The 19,248-nt window shown below is 61.8% G+C and carries 15 protein-coding genes; 5 read left to right on the top strand and 10 right to left on the bottom strand.

Annotated features, from left to right (window positions below; translation table 11 throughout):
* On the top strand, nt 1-1,133 hold a 1,133-nt coding region (gene holA / locus ACPQ6D_RS22620; protein WP_423226622.1), incomplete at its 5' end, for a DNA polymerase III subunit delta.
* 14 nt (nt 1,134-1,147) lie between these two features.
* Here holA and ACPQ6D_RS22615 read toward each other — a convergent pair.
* The 6 genes from ACPQ6D_RS22615 to ACPQ6D_RS22590 all read right to left on the bottom strand — a co-directional run bounded on the left by ACPQ6D_RS22615 (nt 1,148) and on the right by ACPQ6D_RS22590 (nt 7,075).
* Nucleotides 1,148-2,530: an MFS transporter gene (locus tag ACPQ6D_RS22615; RefSeq protein ID WP_423226621.1), complete on the bottom strand. Its 1,383-nt coding sequence runs from the start codon at nt 2,528-2,530 to the stop codon at nt 1,148-1,150.
* 140 nt (nt 2,531-2,670) lie between these two features.
* The gene (locus tag ACPQ6D_RS22610) at nt 2,671-3,258 is read right to left on the bottom strand and encodes a TetR/AcrR family transcriptional regulator (protein ID WP_423226620.1); all 588 of its coding nucleotides are present in this window, start codon (nt 3,256-3,258) and stop codon (nt 2,671-2,673) included.
* Nucleotides 3,259-3,273: 15 nt separating this feature from the next.
* Nucleotides 3,274-3,753 carry a hypothetical protein gene (locus ACPQ6D_RS22605; protein ID WP_423226619.1) on the bottom strand — a complete coding sequence of 160 codons (480 nt, stop codon included), beginning with the start codon at nt 3,751-3,753 and terminating at the stop codon, nt 3,274-3,276.
* Nucleotides 3,754-4,039: 286 nt separating this feature from the next.
* Nucleotides 4,040-5,269 carry a cation diffusion facilitator family transporter gene (locus tag ACPQ6D_RS22600; RefSeq protein WP_423226618.1) on the bottom strand — a complete coding sequence of 410 codons (1,230 nt, stop codon included), beginning with the start codon at nt 5,267-5,269 and terminating at the stop codon, nt 4,040-4,042.
* Nucleotides 5,270-5,418: 149 nt separating this feature from the next.
* Complete coding sequence (locus ACPQ6D_RS22595; RefSeq protein WP_423226617.1) at nt 5,419-5,988, bottom strand: class I SAM-dependent methyltransferase; 570 nt, start codon at nt 5,986-5,988, stop codon at nt 5,419-5,421.
* Between the two features lie 10 nt (nt 5,989-5,998).
* Nucleotides 5,999-7,075, bottom strand: a complete 1,077-nt coding sequence (locus ACPQ6D_RS22590; protein ID WP_423226616.1) for a zinc ribbon domain-containing protein — start codon at nt 7,073-7,075, stop codon at nt 5,999-6,001.
* A 161-nt stretch (nt 7,076-7,236) separates the two neighbouring features.
* On the opposite strand from ACPQ6D_RS22590, the gene ACPQ6D_RS22585 reads away from it, so the two are divergent.
* Nucleotides 7,237-8,388 (top strand): hypothetical protein, encoded by a 1,152-nt coding sequence (locus ACPQ6D_RS22585; protein ID WP_423226615.1) that lies wholly within the window; start codon nt 7,237-7,239, stop codon nt 8,386-8,388.
* A 12-nt stretch (nt 8,389-8,400) separates the two neighbouring features.
* Here the strand turns inward: ACPQ6D_RS22585 and ACPQ6D_RS22580 are convergent, their stop codons facing one another.
* The 4 genes from ACPQ6D_RS22580 to ACPQ6D_RS22565 all read right to left on the bottom strand — a co-directional run bounded on the left by ACPQ6D_RS22580 (nt 8,401) and on the right by ACPQ6D_RS22565 (nt 12,770).
* Entirely contained in the window at nt 8,401-9,804 is a 1,404-nt protein-coding gene (locus tag ACPQ6D_RS22580) for a carboxypeptidase-like regulatory domain-containing protein (protein ID WP_423226614.1), read from the bottom strand.
* 129 nt (nt 9,805-9,933) lie between these two features.
* Nucleotides 9,934-11,274, bottom strand: a complete 1,341-nt coding sequence (locus ACPQ6D_RS22575) for a HAMP domain-containing sensor histidine kinase (protein WP_423226613.1) — start codon at nt 11,272-11,274, stop codon at nt 9,934-9,936.
* Nucleotides 11,264-11,971, bottom strand: a complete 708-nt coding sequence (locus ACPQ6D_RS22570; RefSeq protein WP_423226612.1) for a response regulator — start codon at nt 11,969-11,971, stop codon at nt 11,264-11,266. The genes ACPQ6D_RS22575 and ACPQ6D_RS22570 overlap by 11 nt, the downstream gene beginning before the upstream one ends.
* A 250-nt stretch (nt 11,972-12,221) precedes the next feature.
* Nucleotides 12,222-12,770, bottom strand: coding sequence for a hypothetical protein (locus ACPQ6D_RS22565; RefSeq protein WP_423226611.1), 549 nt, complete (start codon nt 12,768-12,770; stop codon nt 12,222-12,224).
* Nucleotides 12,771-13,251: 481 nt separating this feature from the next.
* Between ACPQ6D_RS22565 and ACPQ6D_RS22560 the strand changes: the two genes are divergently transcribed.
* The 3 genes from ACPQ6D_RS22560 to ACPQ6D_RS22550 all read left to right on the top strand — a co-directional run bounded on the left by ACPQ6D_RS22560 (nt 13,252) and on the right by ACPQ6D_RS22550 (nt 19,178).
* Entirely contained in the window at nt 13,252-17,217 is a 3,966-nt protein-coding gene (locus tag ACPQ6D_RS22560) for a hypothetical protein (protein WP_423226610.1), read from the top strand.
* Between the two features lie 172 nt (nt 17,218-17,389).
* Complete coding sequence (locus ACPQ6D_RS22555) at nt 17,390-18,718, top strand: hemolysin family protein (protein ID WP_423226609.1); 1,329 nt, start codon at nt 17,390-17,392, stop codon at nt 18,716-18,718.
* A 52-nt stretch (nt 18,719-18,770) separates the two neighbouring features.
* Nucleotides 18,771-19,178, top strand: coding sequence for a hypothetical protein (locus ACPQ6D_RS22550; RefSeq protein WP_423226608.1), 408 nt, complete (start codon nt 18,771-18,773; stop codon nt 19,176-19,178).
* Nucleotides 19,179-19,248: the final 70 nt, after the last annotated feature.

The raw sequence follows: 19,248 nt of genomic DNA, 5'->3' as shown, positions 1-19,248 counted from the left end.
TCTCCAAGACTTCGGAAGTCTATTCCAAGCCGGTGTGTATGATTTACTTGATCCATGGCGACGAAGAGTTCTTGCGCGCCGAAGCCCTCGCTGAAATCCAAGCGGTGCTGGGGCCGGCCGAATTTGCGCAGCTCAACACCACCGAGATTGACGGAACGCGCTTCACGCTGGCGGACATACACCACGCATGCGACGCCATGCCGTTTCTTGCGCCGCGGCGCCTGGTGATCCTCAACGCTGCGCTGACCGCGCTGGCGCGCAAGGCGCAGCGCAGCCAGGGCAAAGGCCGCAGCGAAAACGACGGCGAAAGCGGGAGCGTCACTGGCCGCGAGACCGGCGAGGATGGCGAGGCGGCGCCGGCTGCGGTCAAGCAGCTGCGCGCCAGCCTGATCGCCTATCTGCCGCAGCTGCCAGACACGACCGACCTGGTTTTGTTGGAGCCAGCGCAGGTGCGCAAGACGGACCCGGTGCTGAAGGCGCTGGAGGCCCTGGCCCAGGCGCAGCGCGCGCGCATCTTGCTCTGTCAATATGACGGGCCGTGGTGGAAACAGGACGAATGGTTGTTGAACTGGCTGACCCAGCGCACGCGCCAGCGCAAGATCAAGATCGAGCCTGCGGCCGTGCAGGCGCTGGCAGAGCTGGTGGGCCACAACTTGCGTTTGCTGGATCAAGAACTGAGCAAGCTGCTGACCTACAGCGCGAATGCACGCGCCATCAGCGCAGCTGACGTCAAACTGCTGGTGAGCGGCGCCCGCGAACGCAGCGTGTTCGAGATGGTGGAAGCACTGGCTAGCGGCAATCACAAGCAGGCCGTTGCCCTGCTGCAGAGCCTGCTCGACGCGGGCGAGCAGCCGTTGGGCATTCTGGGCATGATCGCCTGGCAGTACCGGCTGCTCCTGCAGGTCAAAGAGCAGATGAGCCAGGGTCAAAGCCAGGAGGCAGCCGGCGCCGCGCTCGGCCAGAAGCCGTTCACCATGAAGAAGGCCTGGCCGCAGGCGCAGCGTCTCAGCCTGGCGACGTTAGAATGGGTCATGGAGCGCCTGCTCGACGCCGACATCGCGATCAAAACCGGCCAGATGGAAGATCGCCTGGCGCTGACTGTCCTCATCTCTGAGTTGAGTCAGCGCCGTTAAGACGATGCTGTGCGTTACGCGACTTGCGCGGCCAACTCCTCACGACCCGGCTTGATCGCACGGATGGCCGCGGCCAACAGAATTCCCATGATAGCCGCCCACATCCAGAACGGCGCACTGGCGCCGCCCCACTGAAAGACCGCGCCACCCAAGAGTGGCGCCAGGGCATTGGCGCCGCTGAGGAACGCCGCGCTGATGCCCAGGATGCCGCCGCGCTCGCTATCTTCGACGCGTTTGGTAATCAGGCTGTTGATGGCTGGCTGCAAGATGCCGCCGCCAATCGAGGCGGGGACCATCGCCAGCAAGAGCCAGCCCAGCCCCAGCCAACCCTTGTTCGCATCGGACGGCAAAGCAATCGGCAAGCTGTAGGTTGGGGGTGTTTCCCCTGGTAGACGGCGCGCGCCTGAGCTCGTCAGTTCGGTAGTGACCGCGGCGGTGTTGTACCACGGCGGCGGCTGGCGCGGGGTCAAGGCGGTGAGCGCCAGACCTAGCATCAAGGTAGCCAGGCCCAGGTAAATCAGGCGGCGGTCGCCCCAGCGACGACTCCACTGCCCGATCAGCCCGCCTTGCACCGCGACGACGATCACGCCAACGAAGACGAAGATGATGGCATTGCCCGATGCGTTGAGGCCCAGGCGGTTGAGGGTGAACAGGGCGAGGATCTGCTCAAACCCGCCAAAAGCGACCTGCTGCGCGAAGATGAGCAGGAGCAGCAGCCCCACCTGCGGATGCTGCAAGGCTTGCAGCATGGCGCCCAAGCCGAGCGTGGGCTTTGCCTTGTCGGTGTTGCGTTTTTCTAGCGGATGCGTCTCGTCCAGCCAGAACCAGGTCAGCAGAATAGAGATAGCCGAAAATCCGGCGGCGATGAACGCCGGTACATGGTAATTGTTGGCGCTGAGCGCCAGCGAGGCGAAGGCGATCACGGGGCCAACGACAAAGCCCAGGCCAAAGGCCGCGCCCAGGAGGCCCAAGCCCTGGGTGCGGGTCTTTTCGGTAGTCACGTCACTGATGACCGCCTGCGCGGTGGCGATGTTGGCGCCGGAAAGGCCGTCAATGATGCGGGAGGCGAAGAGCAGCCACAGTGTGTTGGCAAAGCCCAGCATCAGAAAACCGATCAAGGTGCCCACCTGGCTGATGAGCAGAATGGGCTTGCGGCCAAAACGGTCGGACAGGCGCCCCAGGACGGGCGCGCCGATGAACTGCATGATCGGGTATGACGCGCCCAGGAGGCCGATCATCGAGGCGCTGGCGCCAAACGAGGTGGCATACAGCGGCAGCAGGGGAATGATGATCGTCAGGCCGAGCAGGTCAATCAGAATAATGATGAAGATCGGAAAGACTTTTTTGAAATCTAGTTTTTCTGCCGCGGGCGCAGCCGCAGCGGTTGTTGCGCTCATAAAACCTCACTATGGATAGAACCTACGCCGTCGCAGCTTCCAGCCGGTCTGCAACCCAATGTCACACACTTTTGGCTTGCAGGCGGCCTGCGACCGCTGTCTTGACCCGCAAGCGTCGGGGTCGCCGGCGCCCGCCGGCGTTACGGCGTTAGCCCCGCGCCATCGAAAAAGACCTCAAGCATCAGATCTATAGCGGCCGCGGGCGCGCCCAACTCGTTTGCATGCGCGGGATAGAAGAAGGGGTACATCATCCCAAGCAATATCCAGGTTGCCAGGTGAACATCCATCGGCCGCAATTCGCCGCGGCTCATGCCGCGCTGCAAAATGGCTTCAATTTGCGCGATGAATTTTTGATGGTAGATCAATCCAAAACGCGCGCGCGCTTCCTGGCTCAATTGAAGCATTTCCTGGCTGGCCAGGCGGATGATCGCCCGCTGCTCCGGCGCCTGCGCAAAAATCGCCTGCATCAGGCCGGTCACCTGGCTGCGCGTGGACCCGCCGGCCTGCTGCACGCCGTCGAGCAGGCGCTCGATGTGGTCCAGGTAGGCGGTGAGAATGGCCAGGAGCAGGTCTTCCTTGTCTTTGAAGTGATAATAAAGACCGGCCTTGGAGACTCCCACCGCCTCGGCGATTTCACGCATGGAGATGCGGTGGTAGCCCTGCGTGACGAAGAGGTGAGTGGCCCCTTCCAGGATGCGCTCCGGCATAGTCACATCAGTGGCAGACACACAGCGCCTCGCTTCTCACATGCCCAGGCGCAGCCAGGGTCGCGCCATGGCGGAGAAGGGCCACGGAATGGCTAACAGAACAAGGACGATGGCCGCGCCAAAGAAGATCACGATTTGGCGGAATTTGGCGGCATCGCCATTGGCCTTCTTGGCCCGCGCCCATCCAATATGCGCCACCACGACGGCGATGAGCATCACCAACAGGTGTTCAACCGCAAAGAAGCGCGTGCCGGCCTGGGACATGGCGCCGCCCAGGTCGCGCAAGGCGGTTGTCGTGATCGGGCTGAGAAAGAAGTAGAGCAGCAAGCCGAGCAGCAGCTGCGTGTCCATCGCGCTGGTGAAGATCACTCCCAGGCGTTGATCGAGCGCGCTCCAGGCCTGGCGGCCCGACAGGCCGCTGATGCCGCGTATGACAGCCGCCAGCGCGGCAATCACGATGATCCAACGCACGAGCGAATGAAGGATCAGAACTAGGGCGTACACAAGGGCGTACACAGGTTGACTCCTTTTGATGCAAAGTTACCGACCGGTCGGTCAGTTCGGGAGCATTATAGCCAAATGGACTGAAGCTGTCAAAAAGCGCTCCATCGTTCAGCGCTGGTTAGAACGCCCGCCTTATCGGTTTTTGGAATAGGCTGCGGACATGGACAATCCGGGGCCGAAGAGGAAAAGGAAACAGCTCAGACGCAAAGACGCCCAGAAACCGCCCGGCGGCTTTGAGTCTCAGCGCCCTTGCGTTAGCGTGTTTTGCTGGCTGCACCAGAATTTCACTGATTAGGTGCTAACGCGTGTGGTGCTCAGTGATGGCGTGATAGATCCAGGGATCGGCGCTGGGCTGCGGCCACGGGTCCACATGAACCGTCATTTCGCGCAGGCGCGGCAGCGCGTGAAAGAGGGCGTGGCGCACCTCTTCAGCAATGGCATGGCTAGACAGCGTGGGCAGGTTGCCATCCACTTCGACGTGCACTTCGCCCCACAGCGCATGCCCCACCCAGCGCAGGCGTGGTTGATGCACCTCCTTCACGCCAGCGACCTGGCGTGCGGTCTGCTCCAATTTGTCAACCAGGGCCGGATCTACGGCATCCATGAGACGCTGCCACATCGTACGCGCGGCGTCGCGCACGATGAACAGAATGGCGATGCCGATCAGCGCGCCGATCAAGGGATCGGCCCAGGCAAAGCCCAGCCAGGCGCCAATCGCGCCCACCAGCACTGCCAGCGAGGTCAAACCGTCGGTGCGTGCGTGCATGCCATCAGCCACCAGGGCGGCCGAGCCAATGCGGCGCCCGGTGCGAATACGCACATACGCGGCGGCCTCATTGCCCACGAAGCCGATGATGGCCGCGGCTGCCACCCATCCCAGGTTGTGCACCGGTTCGGGATGAATCAGCTTTTGCCAGGTTTCGTAAAAGATGATCAACGCGCTGGCAAAGATGACTAACACGACGAATGCGCCGGCCAGGTCTTCGGCCTTGCCATAGCGATAGGTGAAACCGCGCGTGGGCTGGCGCCGGTTGAGCGCAAAGGCCATCCAGAGGGGAATGGCCGTGGAAGCATCAGCGAAATTATGGATGGTGTCGGCCAGCAGCGCCACGCTGCCGCTGATAGCCACGATGATGATCTGCATGACCGCCGTGAAGAAGAGACTGACGAGCGACCACTGCAAGGCCCGGATGCCTTCCTGGCTGGTGGTCAAGACCGAGTCGCTGACCAGATCTTCCTCTTCGTCATGACCATGCAGGTGAAAAAACGACTGCACCCACCCCGTCAGGCCCCCCGTGTGAGCGTGGTCATGATCATGCTCGCCGGCGTGGTCGTGGTCATGCTCGTCGGCATGGGCATGATCGTGCTCGTTGGTCAGCGGAGACCGGAGATCGGAGATCAGAGATCGGCCGCGAGTCTCCACGCCAGGCCGCGCTCCCGGCGCGCTGGATGTTGCGCTTTCCTCGTTGTGTTCAACGTCCTGCGCGGCGCGCTGCACGCTTTTCACTTTCCACTTTGCGTTTGGCATTCCTCATTCCTCATTCCTCATTCCTCATTCCTCATTCCTCATTCCTCATTCCTCATTCCTCATTCCTCATTCCTCATTCCTCATTCCTCATTCAGCTTTCAGCATTTCGCACTCTGCGTTTTGCACTCTGCACTTGAGCCTTCGACCTTCTACCGCGGTTTCGTCGCCACCAGGCTCGCCACCGCGCGGCGTGAGTCGCAGCCGGCTTCGATCCATGCCTCACGGTAGACTTGAACGTCAAGCCCGGCAAAACCCTGGCGCAGTTCGCCAGGCGCCAGCAGAAACTCCGGTGAGATGTCGGGGCGCACCTGGCGCACGGCCTGCGTCAGCGTTTCAAGAATTAGGACGCCGCCGGGGCGCAGGGCTTGCACAAACTGCGGCCACAGATCGCGCTGCAGGTAATAGAAATTGACGATGACATCGAACGACTGCGCCGGCAGGCTGAACGCGGTCAAGTCGGCGACGACGGCTTGCAGCCCGGGCTGACGCGCGCGGGCCTGGCGCACGGCGACTTCGCTGATATCCACGCCGATGACGCGCAGGCCGCGCGCCAGCAGCCAGCCAGCATTGGCGCCCAGGCCCATCGCCACGTCTAGCGCCAGGCCGTGGGTTGGCAGCCAGGCGGCCTGCGCCAGCAGAAACGCGCGCGGCCGCTCAAAACCGGCGTGTTGTCCCTCTTGATAGCGACGATTCCAGCGTTGGGCGTCCGTTGCAGGCACGACACTCTCCTCAGGGCGCAGGTTGAATGTCCGTGATAGAGCCGAAACCGTTCACGGTCAGGCTCCAGCGGCTGCCGGGCGCAAATTGAGCAAAGTCATCCGCACTGGCCGGGGTGTAGGTGATCTGCTGGCCGTCGTTATTGAACACCACCACGTATTTTTCACCGCGCTGGCCTGCCCGTTCGCCCTGCGTCAGCTGCGCCTGCGGCCAGGCGGGCGACAGATCAGCACCCTCAGCCACCACGGTGTTGATCACCGTCCATTGCAGCGTCTGGTATTCACACCATTTTTCGTAGACGTTGTACTTGCAGTCTTGCACCACCTTGCCAAAACCACTGCCCTGGTCAACCACATAGGGCGTGCCGCACACTTTTTCAGCATTGGCGGCCGGTTCATCCTGGGTGTAGCGCACCCGATCCTCGCATGTGTTGATGTCGGCGCCATCTGGCACCTGGTCCTGCCAGGCTGACGCCGTCGAGGGGCGCAGGCCCAGGATGGCGATGGTGCGCTGCCATTGCACGCTCTGCACCGTCGCCACGGTTTCTGTGCGGCGACTGCCCGTGGCGCTGAAGAGGATGACGCCCAGCAGGCACAAGCCGATGACCGCAGCTACCGCCAGCCACATCCAGCGGGAATTGACCGGCTGCGCCGCGGGCGCGACCGCAGGCGGCGGCGCAGCCGCCAGGTTACCGTTGCACTGCTTGCACTTGGTGGCCGTGACCGGGTTCATGGCGCCGCAGAAGGGACACGCCGCTTCGGGTGCCGGCCCGGTGCGCAGCGCGCCCACGACCTGCCCGCTGCTGCGCGCTTTGCCCTGGGTCAGATCAGCGCCGCATTGTTTGCATATCTTGGCGTCGGCTGGATTGCGCGTGCCGCAGAAGCCGCACGCAATATCGGGACCGAGCACCGCGCGCGCCAATTTGCCCTTGTCGGTGATCAGTTCTTGCTGCGCGGGCGCCTCGAACGCGGCATCCGCGGGCATGGCCGCGCCGCAGCTGGCGCAGGTTTTGCGCTCCCCTGGATTGCGTCGGCCGCACTGCCGGCACGTCCATTCAAGTTCAACATAACCAACGGTTTCTTGCGTCATATCTCTGTGCCCTTGCTCAGGATAATTTTATCTGCCATCTGCAGCGCCCCGCCGCCTCGTGCGTGAGCATTGGGTTGGTTGCCCCCACTTGCCGCCGCGCGGCTTGTGCGCGTATAATGCTGCCACGTATCAGGATGCAGGTTGGTCGAACGGAGGTCTTCATGCGATCAAAATGGCTCTTAATCAGCGCAGCGGCGTCGCTTTGTCTTGTCGTGCTGGCAGGCACAGCCAGGCCGATCTCGGCCGCCGGAACCTGCCCGGACTTTGACCACAACGGCCACGTGGATGTCCAGGATGTCACGGCGCTGGCTGGTCGCTGGCCGGCGATGTCCAGCGATCCCCGCTTCGATCGTGACGGCGATGGCGTTATTACCGTGACCGACATCCAGCAGGTGGCGGCGCGCTGGCAAGAAGCATGTACACCCCTGAGCACCTGTCCCTTCTTTCCATCGGACAATATCTGGAATACCCGAGTGGATACCTTGCCACTCGATTCACAGTCCCAGGCGTATATCGCCACGATCGGGGCCAACACCGGCGTACACGCTGATTTTGGCGCCGGTGAATGGGATGGTGGACCGATCGGCATTCCTTTCACCACCGCGCCTGGCAGCCAACCGCTTGTTCCCATCACCTTCATCTGGTATCCTGACCAAAGCGATCCTGGTCCCTATCCGATCCCGCCCGATGCGCCGATCGAAGGCGGGCCTGACAGCAGCGGCGACCGGCATGTGCTGGTTGTCGAACGCGACAACTGCCGTCTGTACGAATTGTACTACGCGTGGCCGCAATCTGGCAATCAGTGGGAGGCCGGTTCGGGCGCCGTCTTTGATCTGCTGGCGCACAACCTGCGCCCCGCCACCTGGACCTCGGCCGATGCCGCGGGTCTGCCCATCCTGCCCGGGCTGGTCACTTATGATGAGGTTGCGCGCGGCGCGATTACGCATGCGCTGCGCTTCACCGTGCACGACACGCGTCGCGCCTACGTGTGGCCGGCGCGCCATTTTGCTTCGGATTCCACTGATCCAGCCCGCCCGCCGATGGGACAGCGCTTCCGGCTCAAGGCCAGTTTCGACATCAGCCCTTTTTCCGCCGCGAACCGCGTCATCTTGACGGCGCTCAAGCGCTACGGCATGATGATCGCCGATAATGGCAGCAACTGGTTTCTTTCCGGCGCCCCAGACCCACGCTGGGATGATGAAGATCTGCACCAGCTGCAAATCCGTGTGCATGGCTCCGACTTCGAGGCGGTGGACGTTTCCACTCTAATGGTGAATCCGGATTCGGGCCGGGCGCTCCCGCCGCCTCCTTAACCGAATTCAGGGTTACGGGCCTACGTTCGCTGCCGCGCGGTGCTGAAAAATCACCTCGTAAGAATAATGTCCCCAGGTGTTGCCCGTGCAGCTTTCGATGACGGGCGGGGTCATGCTGCTCAAGAAAGCGGTGGTGTCGGAGGGGCCGGCCAATACGCGCACGGTAAATTCCTGGGTGCGCGGCAAGTTGTAGTCAATGTAACCGGCCGGCTTATAGGCATCGGCGCCAGTGGGCCTATCTTGCTCAAAACCACCCCGTTCATGAAAGCGAACCAGCGTGCCGCGGCGCTGCGCGCCATCGGCCTCGATGACCCACACGCGCAGGTTGTGGTTCATGTGGTTGTCCTGGCACGAGATGTAGCGCGTGGACACCAGTGTGTAATCCGGGAAGCTGGTCTGCGCCTGGAAGTTGACCGTCAACCATTGATGACCGTTGATGCAGTCTGCGCTGGTGGGGATGCCCGGCGCTTCTACCGCGCTGAGCGAATCCAGGAAGCCAATCTGGCCCACGAGGGGAGAGAGCAGGCGCTCGCGGCCGTCCACCACGGCCACTTGCCAACGGCCGGCCAGGGGCGCGGCTGCATCGAGCAGCGCCTGCCAGCGGCCATCGGCCGCGGTGACCACGGTCATCTGCGGGCCGCCGGGCTGCGCGGACCACACCTTGACGCGCACGCCAGCCTGCGGCGCGCCGCCGGCCGCGATCACGCGTCCTTGCAAGCCGGTTGAAGTGCACGACGCCGCGCCGGTGATGACGCCAGCGGCCTGGTACTGCCAGGTTGGGGCGCCCAGCGGCATCGTCATGTAAGGTAGAAAGGCGCGCTGGGCGCGCGCGACGCGCAGCAGCGTCACATCATCCACGAAGACCAGGCCATGCCGACCGTCCGCGGCTTGCTCCACCTTGACAAAGACAGTCGTCTGCGTTGCCGCCGCAGTCGCTGTCACTGTCAGCGTGGCCCAGGCTCCCTGGCTGCCCGCACTGCTCCAGACGACCGACGGCGCGGTCGGGTCGCTGCCGCCCAGGGGATCGAGGCCGATCGTCTTGGTGATGCCGTCCACGCTGGCGGGCGGGTAGACGCGGACCGTGGCGCGCAGGCCGTCCTGCGGCTGCAGGTCGCCTGTTACCGTTTGCGCGATGCCTGCGCGGTAGCTGCCTGCGTCAGCCGCGAACACCTGCCAATGGTTGAGCGGCGGCTCGACCTGGCCGGCCTGGAAGGCCAGCGTCCCACTGATTACAAAAGGCGTCCAACCGTTGCCCACGGCGCCGCTCACGCCGCCGATGAGGACCGGGCTGAAGCCGGCCTCGAAATCACCGTTGAGCAGGGGCAGCGGCGTATCGGCCGCGGGGCGAGTGATAGCCGCGGCGGGCAGCAGCCCAAACACGAGCACCAGCATAAAAGCAAGGCGAATTGGCGTCATCGGTGCGCTCCGGCAGAGAGGATGCCGAGGAGTATAGCACGGAAGGGCGCGCCTGCCAGCATTGCCAATGCCAGGGCAACGACTAACCTTGTGCGCCAACTTGGGCAGGATGGACAGGGGAACTGGCAATCAGACAGGTTGAGCGATGGGGAGGGTGAAGGTAAAGGTGCTGCCGCGGCCCGTTTCGCTGACCGCGTTGACCACGCCGCCATGGGCTTGCACCAGTTGTTTGACAATAGCCAATCCCAGCCCGGCGCGGCCGGTCTGACTGGTGTGCAGACGATCGGCGCGATAGAAGCGGTCGAAAACGTACGGCAGGTGCTCGGGCGCAATGCCGCTGCCGGTGTCATGCACCGAAACCAGCACGCTCTGCTCGGCGGGCCGCGCGGCGACAGTAATGACGCCGTCCGCGGGCGTGTGGGCCAGGGCGTTTTGCAGGAGATTGCGCAGCACCTGGCCCACACGCGCGCGATCCACGTCCACGGCTGGCAGATCGGTTGGCAAATCGGTGATGAGCGTCACGCCTTTCGCTTCGGCTTGCGGCCGCAGCATGCCCACGGCCTGTTCAACCAGGCCGGTAAGCGCCGTCGGCTCGCGCATGAGCGTCAGGCGCCCGGCCTCCGCCTGCGCCAGCTCCTGCAAATCGGCCACCAGGCGGCTCAGGAGCATCGTCTCGTCGTAGAGATTATCTACCAGCGCGGCGTCAGTGCCCACCAGGCCATCACGGGCGGCCTCCAGGTAGCCGCGCAGGTTGGTCAGCGGGGTGCGCAGTTCGTGCGCAACGTCGTTGACCATGTTGCGCCGCAGTTGTTCTTGCTTGCCCAGACTGCCGGCCATGGCGTTGAAAGCGTGCGCGAGTTGGCCGATCTCGTCATCGGTTTGTACGCTGACGCGCGTGCTCAAATCGCCCTTCTCCATGCGCCGGGCCGCGGCGGTCAGCCGCTGCACCGGCTCCACAATGCGCCCAGACAGCACCAGCGTCACGGCCACGGCGGCCAACCCCGCCAGTAAGGCGCTGAGCAGCAGCGAGCGGTTGAGCGCGGAGACAAAAGCGGCATCGGCCTCACGCGGGCCGGTCAGCGGGCCGAGATAGAGGGAGCCGACGCGGCTGTTGCCCGCAACCATGATAGCGAAGGGCGGCGGCCAATTGCTGCGCACCGGTTGACCGATCAATGTCTCCTCGGAGTCGCCCACGACGCGGTCGCGTTGGTCGGCCACCACCACGCGCTCGCCCGTGATCTGCGCCAGGCGGTCAACTTCGGCCTGGATGCCGCTCCAGCCCTGGTTGACGGCATAGGAGCGCGCAAGCACGAAGGCAAAGCGGCGATTGGCCGAATTGCCGCCGCTTTCGACGTAGCGCTGAAATTCACCGGTGGTGCGTTGGCGGGCCACAATGGCCGTCACGCTGACCGCGACCAGCACGACGAGGATGATGGCGAGCAGCAGGCGCACGCGCAAACTACGCAGCATGATTGCCCTCGAAGCGGTAGCCAAAACCAGGCACTGTCATGATGTACCGCGGCGTGCTGGGCTGCGGCTCGATTTTGCGCCGCAAGTTCATGATATGCACGTCCACGGTGCGTTCGATGCCGTCATAATCAAAGCCGAACGCGCGGTCGAGCAGCTCAGAACGGCTGAACGCGCGCCCCGGGTCGCGCGCCAAGGTCTCCAGCAAACGAAACTCGGTTGGGGTGAGGGCAACCGGTTGGCCTTGCGCAATCACCTCGCGGCGCAGCAGGCTGATGTGGAGCTGACCAAAGTTGAGATCGGGATTCGCATCCTCCTCCGGCCACGTGCGCCGCAAAACGGCCCGTATGCGCGCCACCAGTTCGCGTGGGTTGAAGGGCTTAGTCAAGTAGTCGTCAGCGCCAATGTCAAGGCCCAGCAGCTTATCCTCATCCGTGGCGCGGGCCGTCAACATGATGATCGGCACACGGGATTCGGTGCGTATGAGACGGCAAACGTCCACGCCATCCAGCTCGGGCAGAAAGAGGTCGAGCACGATCAGATCGGGCTGCTTGCTGCGCGCCAGCTCCAGAGCCTCTTGCCCATCGAAGGCCGTTAGGACGCGATAACCCTCGCGCTTGAGATAGAGCGAGACCAGTTGGACAATTTTCTTGTCGTCATCCACAACGAGAATGGTTCGATTGATGTTGCTAGATGTCATGTGATGTCACGGTGCTTTACACACACCGCCCGAGCTGGCTGTCTACACCCTGGGCGCTCTACCCGCCTGGCGGATGCCAGCGGGCGCCCATTGGGATTAGACGCGAAGGGGAACGCGGCGTGTCGCCGCGATCCCCTTGCTGTTACAGTGAACTTGTGCTGTCCAGGCCACAAGGCCGGCCAGCGCGGCTGGCTCGGTCAGGAGACGGGCCAGCTCGATGACTCATCGTCTTGCGCAGCCCGATTTCATCTCAGGATGACGTGCCTGGCGTGGGCGTGGCCGTGGGGGCGACGCCTGGCAGGCCGAACATCCCGTGTTCGAAGCCGCGCATGCCGCCGTGATGACCGCGACCGCCAAAGCCGCCCCTGGGCAGGAAGCCCTGGGCCAAGCCTTGCAGCAGCCAGTCGGCCTGCGCCTGCGTCATCTTGCCATCCTTGACCGCCTGCGCAATTTGATCCTTCATTTCCTGGGTGCGAGCGGCATTCATCGCATCCTGCACCTTCTGCAGATCCACACCCTGCGCGGTGGCAATTTCTTGCAAGGTCTTGCCGCTGTGCAGTTGCTCGAAGAGCTGCGTCGGGGTCAGTTTGAGCGCCTCGGCGACGGCGTCAAACGTGGCCGTGGAGCCGCCATGCCCAAAGCCAAAGCCGAAGCCACGACCGAACGGCATGGTTGGGGTGGTGGGGGTCGTTCCTGCCGGCGGAGTGGCCGTCTGCGCCAGCGCGCCGCCCACTGTGACCACGCCGATCGCCACGACGAGCGTCAACACGCCCATCACCAGCATGATTTTCTTGACCATGTATAAACCTCCTGCATCGTCTCGTTGGTCGGGCGCGGGTGGGGTACGAGCGCCCGCCAGTCGAAGTGTAGCAGAGGGCTGTTAAGAATTGGTAAAGGAATCGTTGGGGGTGTGTTGTTCTGATGCATGCGCACAAGTCATCAGGGCAACCACGATGCATGCGCCTGATTTTACCCCGGCCGTAAGTTCGGGTCAAGCCGCGTCGAGGGCGAGTAGGAATTCCAAGTGTAGGCTGTGGTCAACCACAAGGAACATAAAGAACGCAAAGAAACGGCAGATTAAGCGCAAAACAGCAGTTTTTTGTGTTCTTTGTAATCTCTGCGGCTAAAAGCTCGGCCAAATTTGGAACTGCCGGAGGGCGAGAGCCGAGTTAGCAAACCCAAAACTGGAATGGGGGCATTGACAAGGGCGCGCCGCGGGTGTTATACTGCACACAGGTTCCGAATCAGCCGCCCGCCTCTGACCCGAAAGGAGAGATCTCATGAACCGCTCGTTGCCTGGGAGCCGTGTGCCGTCGGCTCTGTTTTTGCTGATCGTCGCGTGCCTGGCTGCAACAATCGGCTCACCACCGCACTCAGCCGCCGCCCCTACCCCTCCATCCCATGTGCTCACACTGCCTCTGCAGGAAATCCCGTTTCGCGCCACGGAGCCATCCTCCGTTGCACCATCAATAGACAACTTTCTACCTGATGATCTTGCTGCCACCAGCAGGATCGTTTTTCAATCTTATCGCGACAACAACTGGGAAATCTACGTAGCGCGGGGTAATGGCGGCTATCCCGTGCGTTTGACCGACAACGCAGCCCCTGACCTGGCGCCTCGCTTGGGTCCAGCCGCGCTGCCATACACGTTCACATCACGACGCACCGGCGCCTACGAAATTTTCGTGGCGAACACGGACGGCAGCGGGCCGTGGCAAATCACGCCCAATGGCAGCGATAACGCAGGCGCAGCCTGGTCATTTGATGGGACCCGTTTTGTGTATGAGAGTTATGTGGGCGGCCAATGGGATGTTTTTGTCATGAATGTGGATGGCAGCAACCCACAACGCCTGACCAACTCGCCAGACTACGACGGCGCGGCCGCTTGGTCGCCTGATGGGACGAAAATCGCCTTTACGTCGCGCCGTAACGGTGAATTGGGCATCTGGGTGATGAATGCGGACGGCAGCGGGCAGACGCGGCTTTCGACACAGCCTGCGGCTGAAAATCCTGCCTGGTCGCCTGACGGGACCAGAATTGCCTATGACGCGGACAGCGACGGCGATACCTGGCACGAAATTTGGGTCATGAACGCCAATGGCAGCAATCCGCGGCGTTTGTATCGGCCTGAGGATGAAAAAACGGATGCCTGGGTTGGCAGTTGGTCACCGGATGGCCGCTACATCGCCTTTATGTATCTCTCATGGATCGAGTATGAGGGTCAGTGGTATTGGACGAGTTCCCGCCTCAGAGCGCTGGACAGCGTTCAGCCCTGGGCGCCGCCAGCCTTCCTCGGCAACGGCGATCGCGATTGGCGCCCCGACTGGCAGGCGCTCGATCTCATCCCGCCCGCGTCGAACGTGCAGCCGCTGCCAGTGCAATCCCCCTACGCGTTCACCGTTCGCTGGTCTGGCAGCGATCAAGGCCGCTCGGGCATCTTGAACTACGTGGTACAGGTGAAGGATAATGATAATGGGTGGAATGTCTGGCAAGATAGGACAACAGCCACGTCGGCTGTTTTATTCGGAGTCGGCGGCCACGTGTATAGTTTCCGCAGCCAGGCGAACGATCGTGCTGGAAATACCGAAACCTGGCCCACAATGCCTGACGCAATCACGACGGTGGAGGGGTTGGCGCCAGTCACATCCGTAGATCCACTACCGGAGTATCTACGCAATGGCAATGTCATTACATGGAGCGGCACGGATCCGGGCGGTTCTGGGATCCGCACGTACGACGTTCAGTACCAGGTCATAACCGGCGCGGATGCACCTTTGGCTGGGAATGCTTGGGTAGACTGGCAAGTCCGCACGGCGGCCAGGGGCAACTCATTTGTTGGCACACCGCTGCGAACTTACGCGTTTCGCTCACGCGGTCTCGATCGCGCGATGAACCGCGAGGAATGGCCGTCAGGCAATGGAGATGCAAGTACAATCCTATACTCGTGGGGCATCAGCGGCACCGTGAGGGACAATCGCGGCGTACCAATTGTGGACGCTGCCGTTAGCACAACGCCGACCGCGTTCAGCGGATTCGCCACTGATTCCAACGGCGGTTATCGCGCGTATGTAGGGAACTCCGCGGCAACTTATGCCGCTTCGTGGAGCAAAATGGGCTACGGTGTGCTGCCCATCACGCACTTTGGCGCTGACGCCGATGTGGTGCTCCACGCGGTGTTGCCACCTCTCGATCAAGCCTTGCGCAATGGAGACTTTGAACAGCCGACGCTTACACCCTGGACAGATTCGGGCGTGATCCCGGTCTCCACGACGGTACAAGTCAAGCATACGGGTGATCGAGCCGCACTCCTCGGTTGTTCACCGCTGCAATTCTCAACCTCAACCAATATCTCTGCCAGTTCAAAGCGATCGGTCATGCCGGCTGTGAAGATGGACCAAAACGGCGTGTTGCATGTGGTGTGGGTTGAGTTGTATGAGAATTATGATACCGTGGGAGAAATTTTCTATGCACAACGGAATCTAGCTGGCTCATGGTCAACACCGCTTCGCATCTCAACCACCGCCGGAGCCAAATCGAAGCCACAAATCGGCGCCGATGATCAAGGCGGCTTGCATGTGATATGGGCAGAGAACACAAATCGAAAATACACCGTCTATTACAGGTTCAGATCACCAGCCGGTGTCTGGTCGGCCCCCGAGGACTACGTGGGTAATTCGAACCTGGATGATAATGAGACACCGCGCCTGGCTGTGACGCCCGCCGGAGTTGCCCATTCGATATGGTATTCCGACGCGAGTGGCGCTTCCGGTCTTCACTACGCCTATCGCGGTACTAATGGCATCTGGTCTCCCATTGTGCGACTTGCAGTAGCTGGCGGGGGAGCGCAGTTGATACTAGATACGAATGGCGCTCTCCATGTGGCATGGGCGGAACAGTTTGTGTTTATTTTCTACAAGCAACGACGGACTGATGGAACATGGACGGAAATGCAGCGAGTACCCATAGAACCATATCCAAATGTCCGGTCATTCAGCATGGTCGTCGGTTCCGATGCGACGGTCTATCTCGTATGGGCAACTTTCTCTTACATGGTGTTGTACACGGAGCGTCGCGTCAATCAGGAGTGGCTGCTTCCGGTTTTGATGCCGACGGCAGGCTATTCCTACTCTCCAATCGTTGCTGATAGATCAGGCATCGTGCATACCGTCTGGGTGGATAACATGGGCCATCTGTATTATGCCCGCAAGATTGGCCCTGATTCGTGGACCCCTCCGGCTGCGGTTTTGCCCTCAGAGCGGGCTGTTGCCGATTCTCAAAGACTTGTACGCGACCAGCAGGACCACGTCTACCTGCTCTGGCGAAGCGCGATTGATAACCACATCTACTATGCGCGTCTGTTGGATAATCAGGTCTGGGCTACTCCAGTCAATGCGTCACCTGGGCATAACGCGATAGGAGATTATCTCTTCACCATCGCCCCGTCAGGCATGGCTAACCTGGTTTGGGCGAGTTACCCCAACGCGTCAGGATCGGAAGACTTGTTTTACGCGGGCGCCCCCCTGGCCACTCAGACCGGTAATGCCACCCTGAGCCAGACGGTTACGGTGCCTGTCACCATGACCACGGCGACGCTTTCTTTTTTCTACAAATTGGGCGCTACGGCGCCGGCTGGAGACCGTTGGTTGAGCGTGACGGCCAACGATGGCATCAACACGACAACGATCTTTTCGACAACCAACCCCGTCGCCGATTGGACCCATCGCTGGTTTGGCCCCTTGCCCTGGGCGGGCAAGACCGTCACGCTCAGCTTCAACCTGCACGAAACTGCCGGCCGGCCTTGCGCGTGGGCATACCTGGATGACGTCAGCCTTGGCTCAGCCTACCCTGATCTGTGGCTTAGCCTGGCCGGCCCTCCCAGCACGGCTCCCGGCGCCACGCTGATTTACACCATGACCTACGGCAACCGCGGCGGCGCCACGGCCGCCGGCGTGACAATCAGCGACACGCTGCCCGCCGGCGTCAGCTTTGTCCGCGCAAATCCGCCGCCGAGCGCAGTGACGCCCGCGCTGACCTGGAATCTCGGCAATCTGGCGGCGCGCAGCGGGCCATTCACGATCATGATCGAGGCGAGGGCGCCTTCCACCGCGACGGCGGGCAGCCTGGTCAACCTCGCGACCATCACTGGCGTCACTCCGGAGATCGAGCGGGGCAACAATACCGGGACGGCGACGACCGCCGTGACCGGTAAGACTTTTATGCCACTTTTCGTGCGCGCCAGGCGCTAGATCCTGGCGCTCGCGCCGCCAGTCAACCGCGTTTTTCTGTCAAAAGCTGGCGGAGTCAAAGGCTCGGTCAGCTTTTGGAATTGCCAATCCCGTTTCTACCTTTCTTCCTTCACTGCCTGCTATGGTATAATAGCCCCCGTTGCCCGCCTATCCCTGTCATGCAGTTGAATTGATGAATACTGGATTTTCCTTTTTCTTTCCCCGCTTGCTGGCTGTGGCGGCCCTGGTGGCAGCCAACGGTTTCTTTGTCGCGGTTGAATTTTCCCTGGTCACCGCGCGCCGCGCACGGCTGGAAGCCATGAGCGGCGCCGCCGATGCGGCGGTGCGCATCGTGCTCAAGATGCAGAACGACACCGACCTCTTTATCGCGGCCGCGCAGCTTGGCATCACGATTGCCAGTCTGGCCCTGGGCTGGGTGGGTGATGTGACCATCGCGCAAATGGTCGAACCGGGAATCTCGCGCCTGGTCGGCCCACGTTGGGGCGAAGGCGTCGCGATCGGCATTGGCACCGTGGTTTCATTCAGCGTGGTGACCTTCATTCACATCGTGCTCGGCGAGCAAGCGCCCAAGACCTTTGCCATTCGTAACCCCGAACGCGCGGCGTTGATGTCCGCCCGTGTCATGGACGTCTTCACGCGCATCTTCCGGCCTTTCATCTGGGTGCTGGACGGCGCCACCACCCTGGTGCTGCGTCTCTTTGGCATCAAGGGCGCCAGCGGCCACCATTCGGTCTACTCAGTCGAAGAGCTGAAGATGCTGGTGCGCGAAAGCCAGGCCGAAGGAGTGCTGCAGCAGACGGAAGAAGAAATGCTGGTGCGCGTGTTCGAGTTCGGCGAACGCGATGTCAGTGAGGCGATGATTCCGCGCACGGAAATTGTGGGCATCGAACGCGGAGCTACGCTCGACGATCTGCTGCAAGTCTTCAGCGCCGCGCGCCACTCCCGTTTCCCGGTCTACGGCGGCGATATGGACAATATCGTGGGTGTGGTAACGATCAAGGATGTGCTCTTGGCCCTGACCGCGGATCCGCTGGCGCGCACGCGCACCCTGGCCGAACTGGGCATCATTCATCCGGCCCACTTCGTCCCAGACAGCCGCAAGGTTGGCGATCTGTTCGACGAAATGCGTCGCGAGCAGATCGGCATGGCGATTGTAATTGACGAGTACGGCGGTACAGCCGGTCTGGTCACCGTCGAGGAGCTGATCGAAGAGGTCGTGGGGCGCGTCACCGATGAGTGGGTGACGGACGAGTCGTCGGTGGAAGCCCTGGAAGAAGGGATTTTTGAGGTCAGCGCGCAGACGCGGCTGGATGACATCAACACCCACCTGGGACTCAACCTGCCGGAGCGAGACGACTACGAGACCCTGGCCGGTTTTCTCCTGTATCAGTTACACCACATTCCGCACACCGACGAGGAAGTCAGCTACGACAACGTGCTCTTCACCGTCCTGCAGATGCGCGGGCCGAAGATCGAAAGAGTGCGCGTGACGAAACGATGATATCAACGATCGTAAGACGTAAAAGCGCACTGGTAAGTGGAGGTAGTCTAAGATGACCATCACGATTGACATTGCACCGGAACTGGAAAGCCAACTCATGCACGAGGCGGCAAAAGTCGGCCTCGATGCCAAAAGATACATCTTGCGCACGCTGGAAGAACGCCTACGCCAGGCGCAAGACAGTACAGCGCCGACTCCCGATGTCGAGACAGACTTGCTGCGCCACATCAACCTGGGTTTGTCGCAAGCAACCTGGCGTCGCTATCACGAGCTCGTGGCCAAACGTCGCGCTGAGAAGCTGACTCCAGAGGAACAAACGGCCCTGGTTGCCATCTCCGATCAGATTGAAGAAGCGAATGCGCGTCGGATGACCTACCTGGTCGAACTAGCGCGGCTGCGGAAAACGTCACTCGGCGCGGTCATGGCTGACCTGGGGATTAAGCCGGCGACTTATGTCTGAGCCACGGGTGTCAGAGCGCACCAGGCGCAAAGTGATCGAACGCGCACAAGGCTGCTGTGAATACTGTAGG

The organism is Candidatus Amarolinea aalborgensis (genome assembly GCF_900491745.1).
Taxonomy (GTDB): Bacteria; Chloroflexota; Anaerolineae; order SSC4; family Amarolineaceae; genus Amarolinea; species Amarolinea aalborgensis.
The sequence above is the reverse complement of the archived record's forward strand: the minus strand, read 5'-3'. Positions and strand labels throughout refer to the sequence as shown.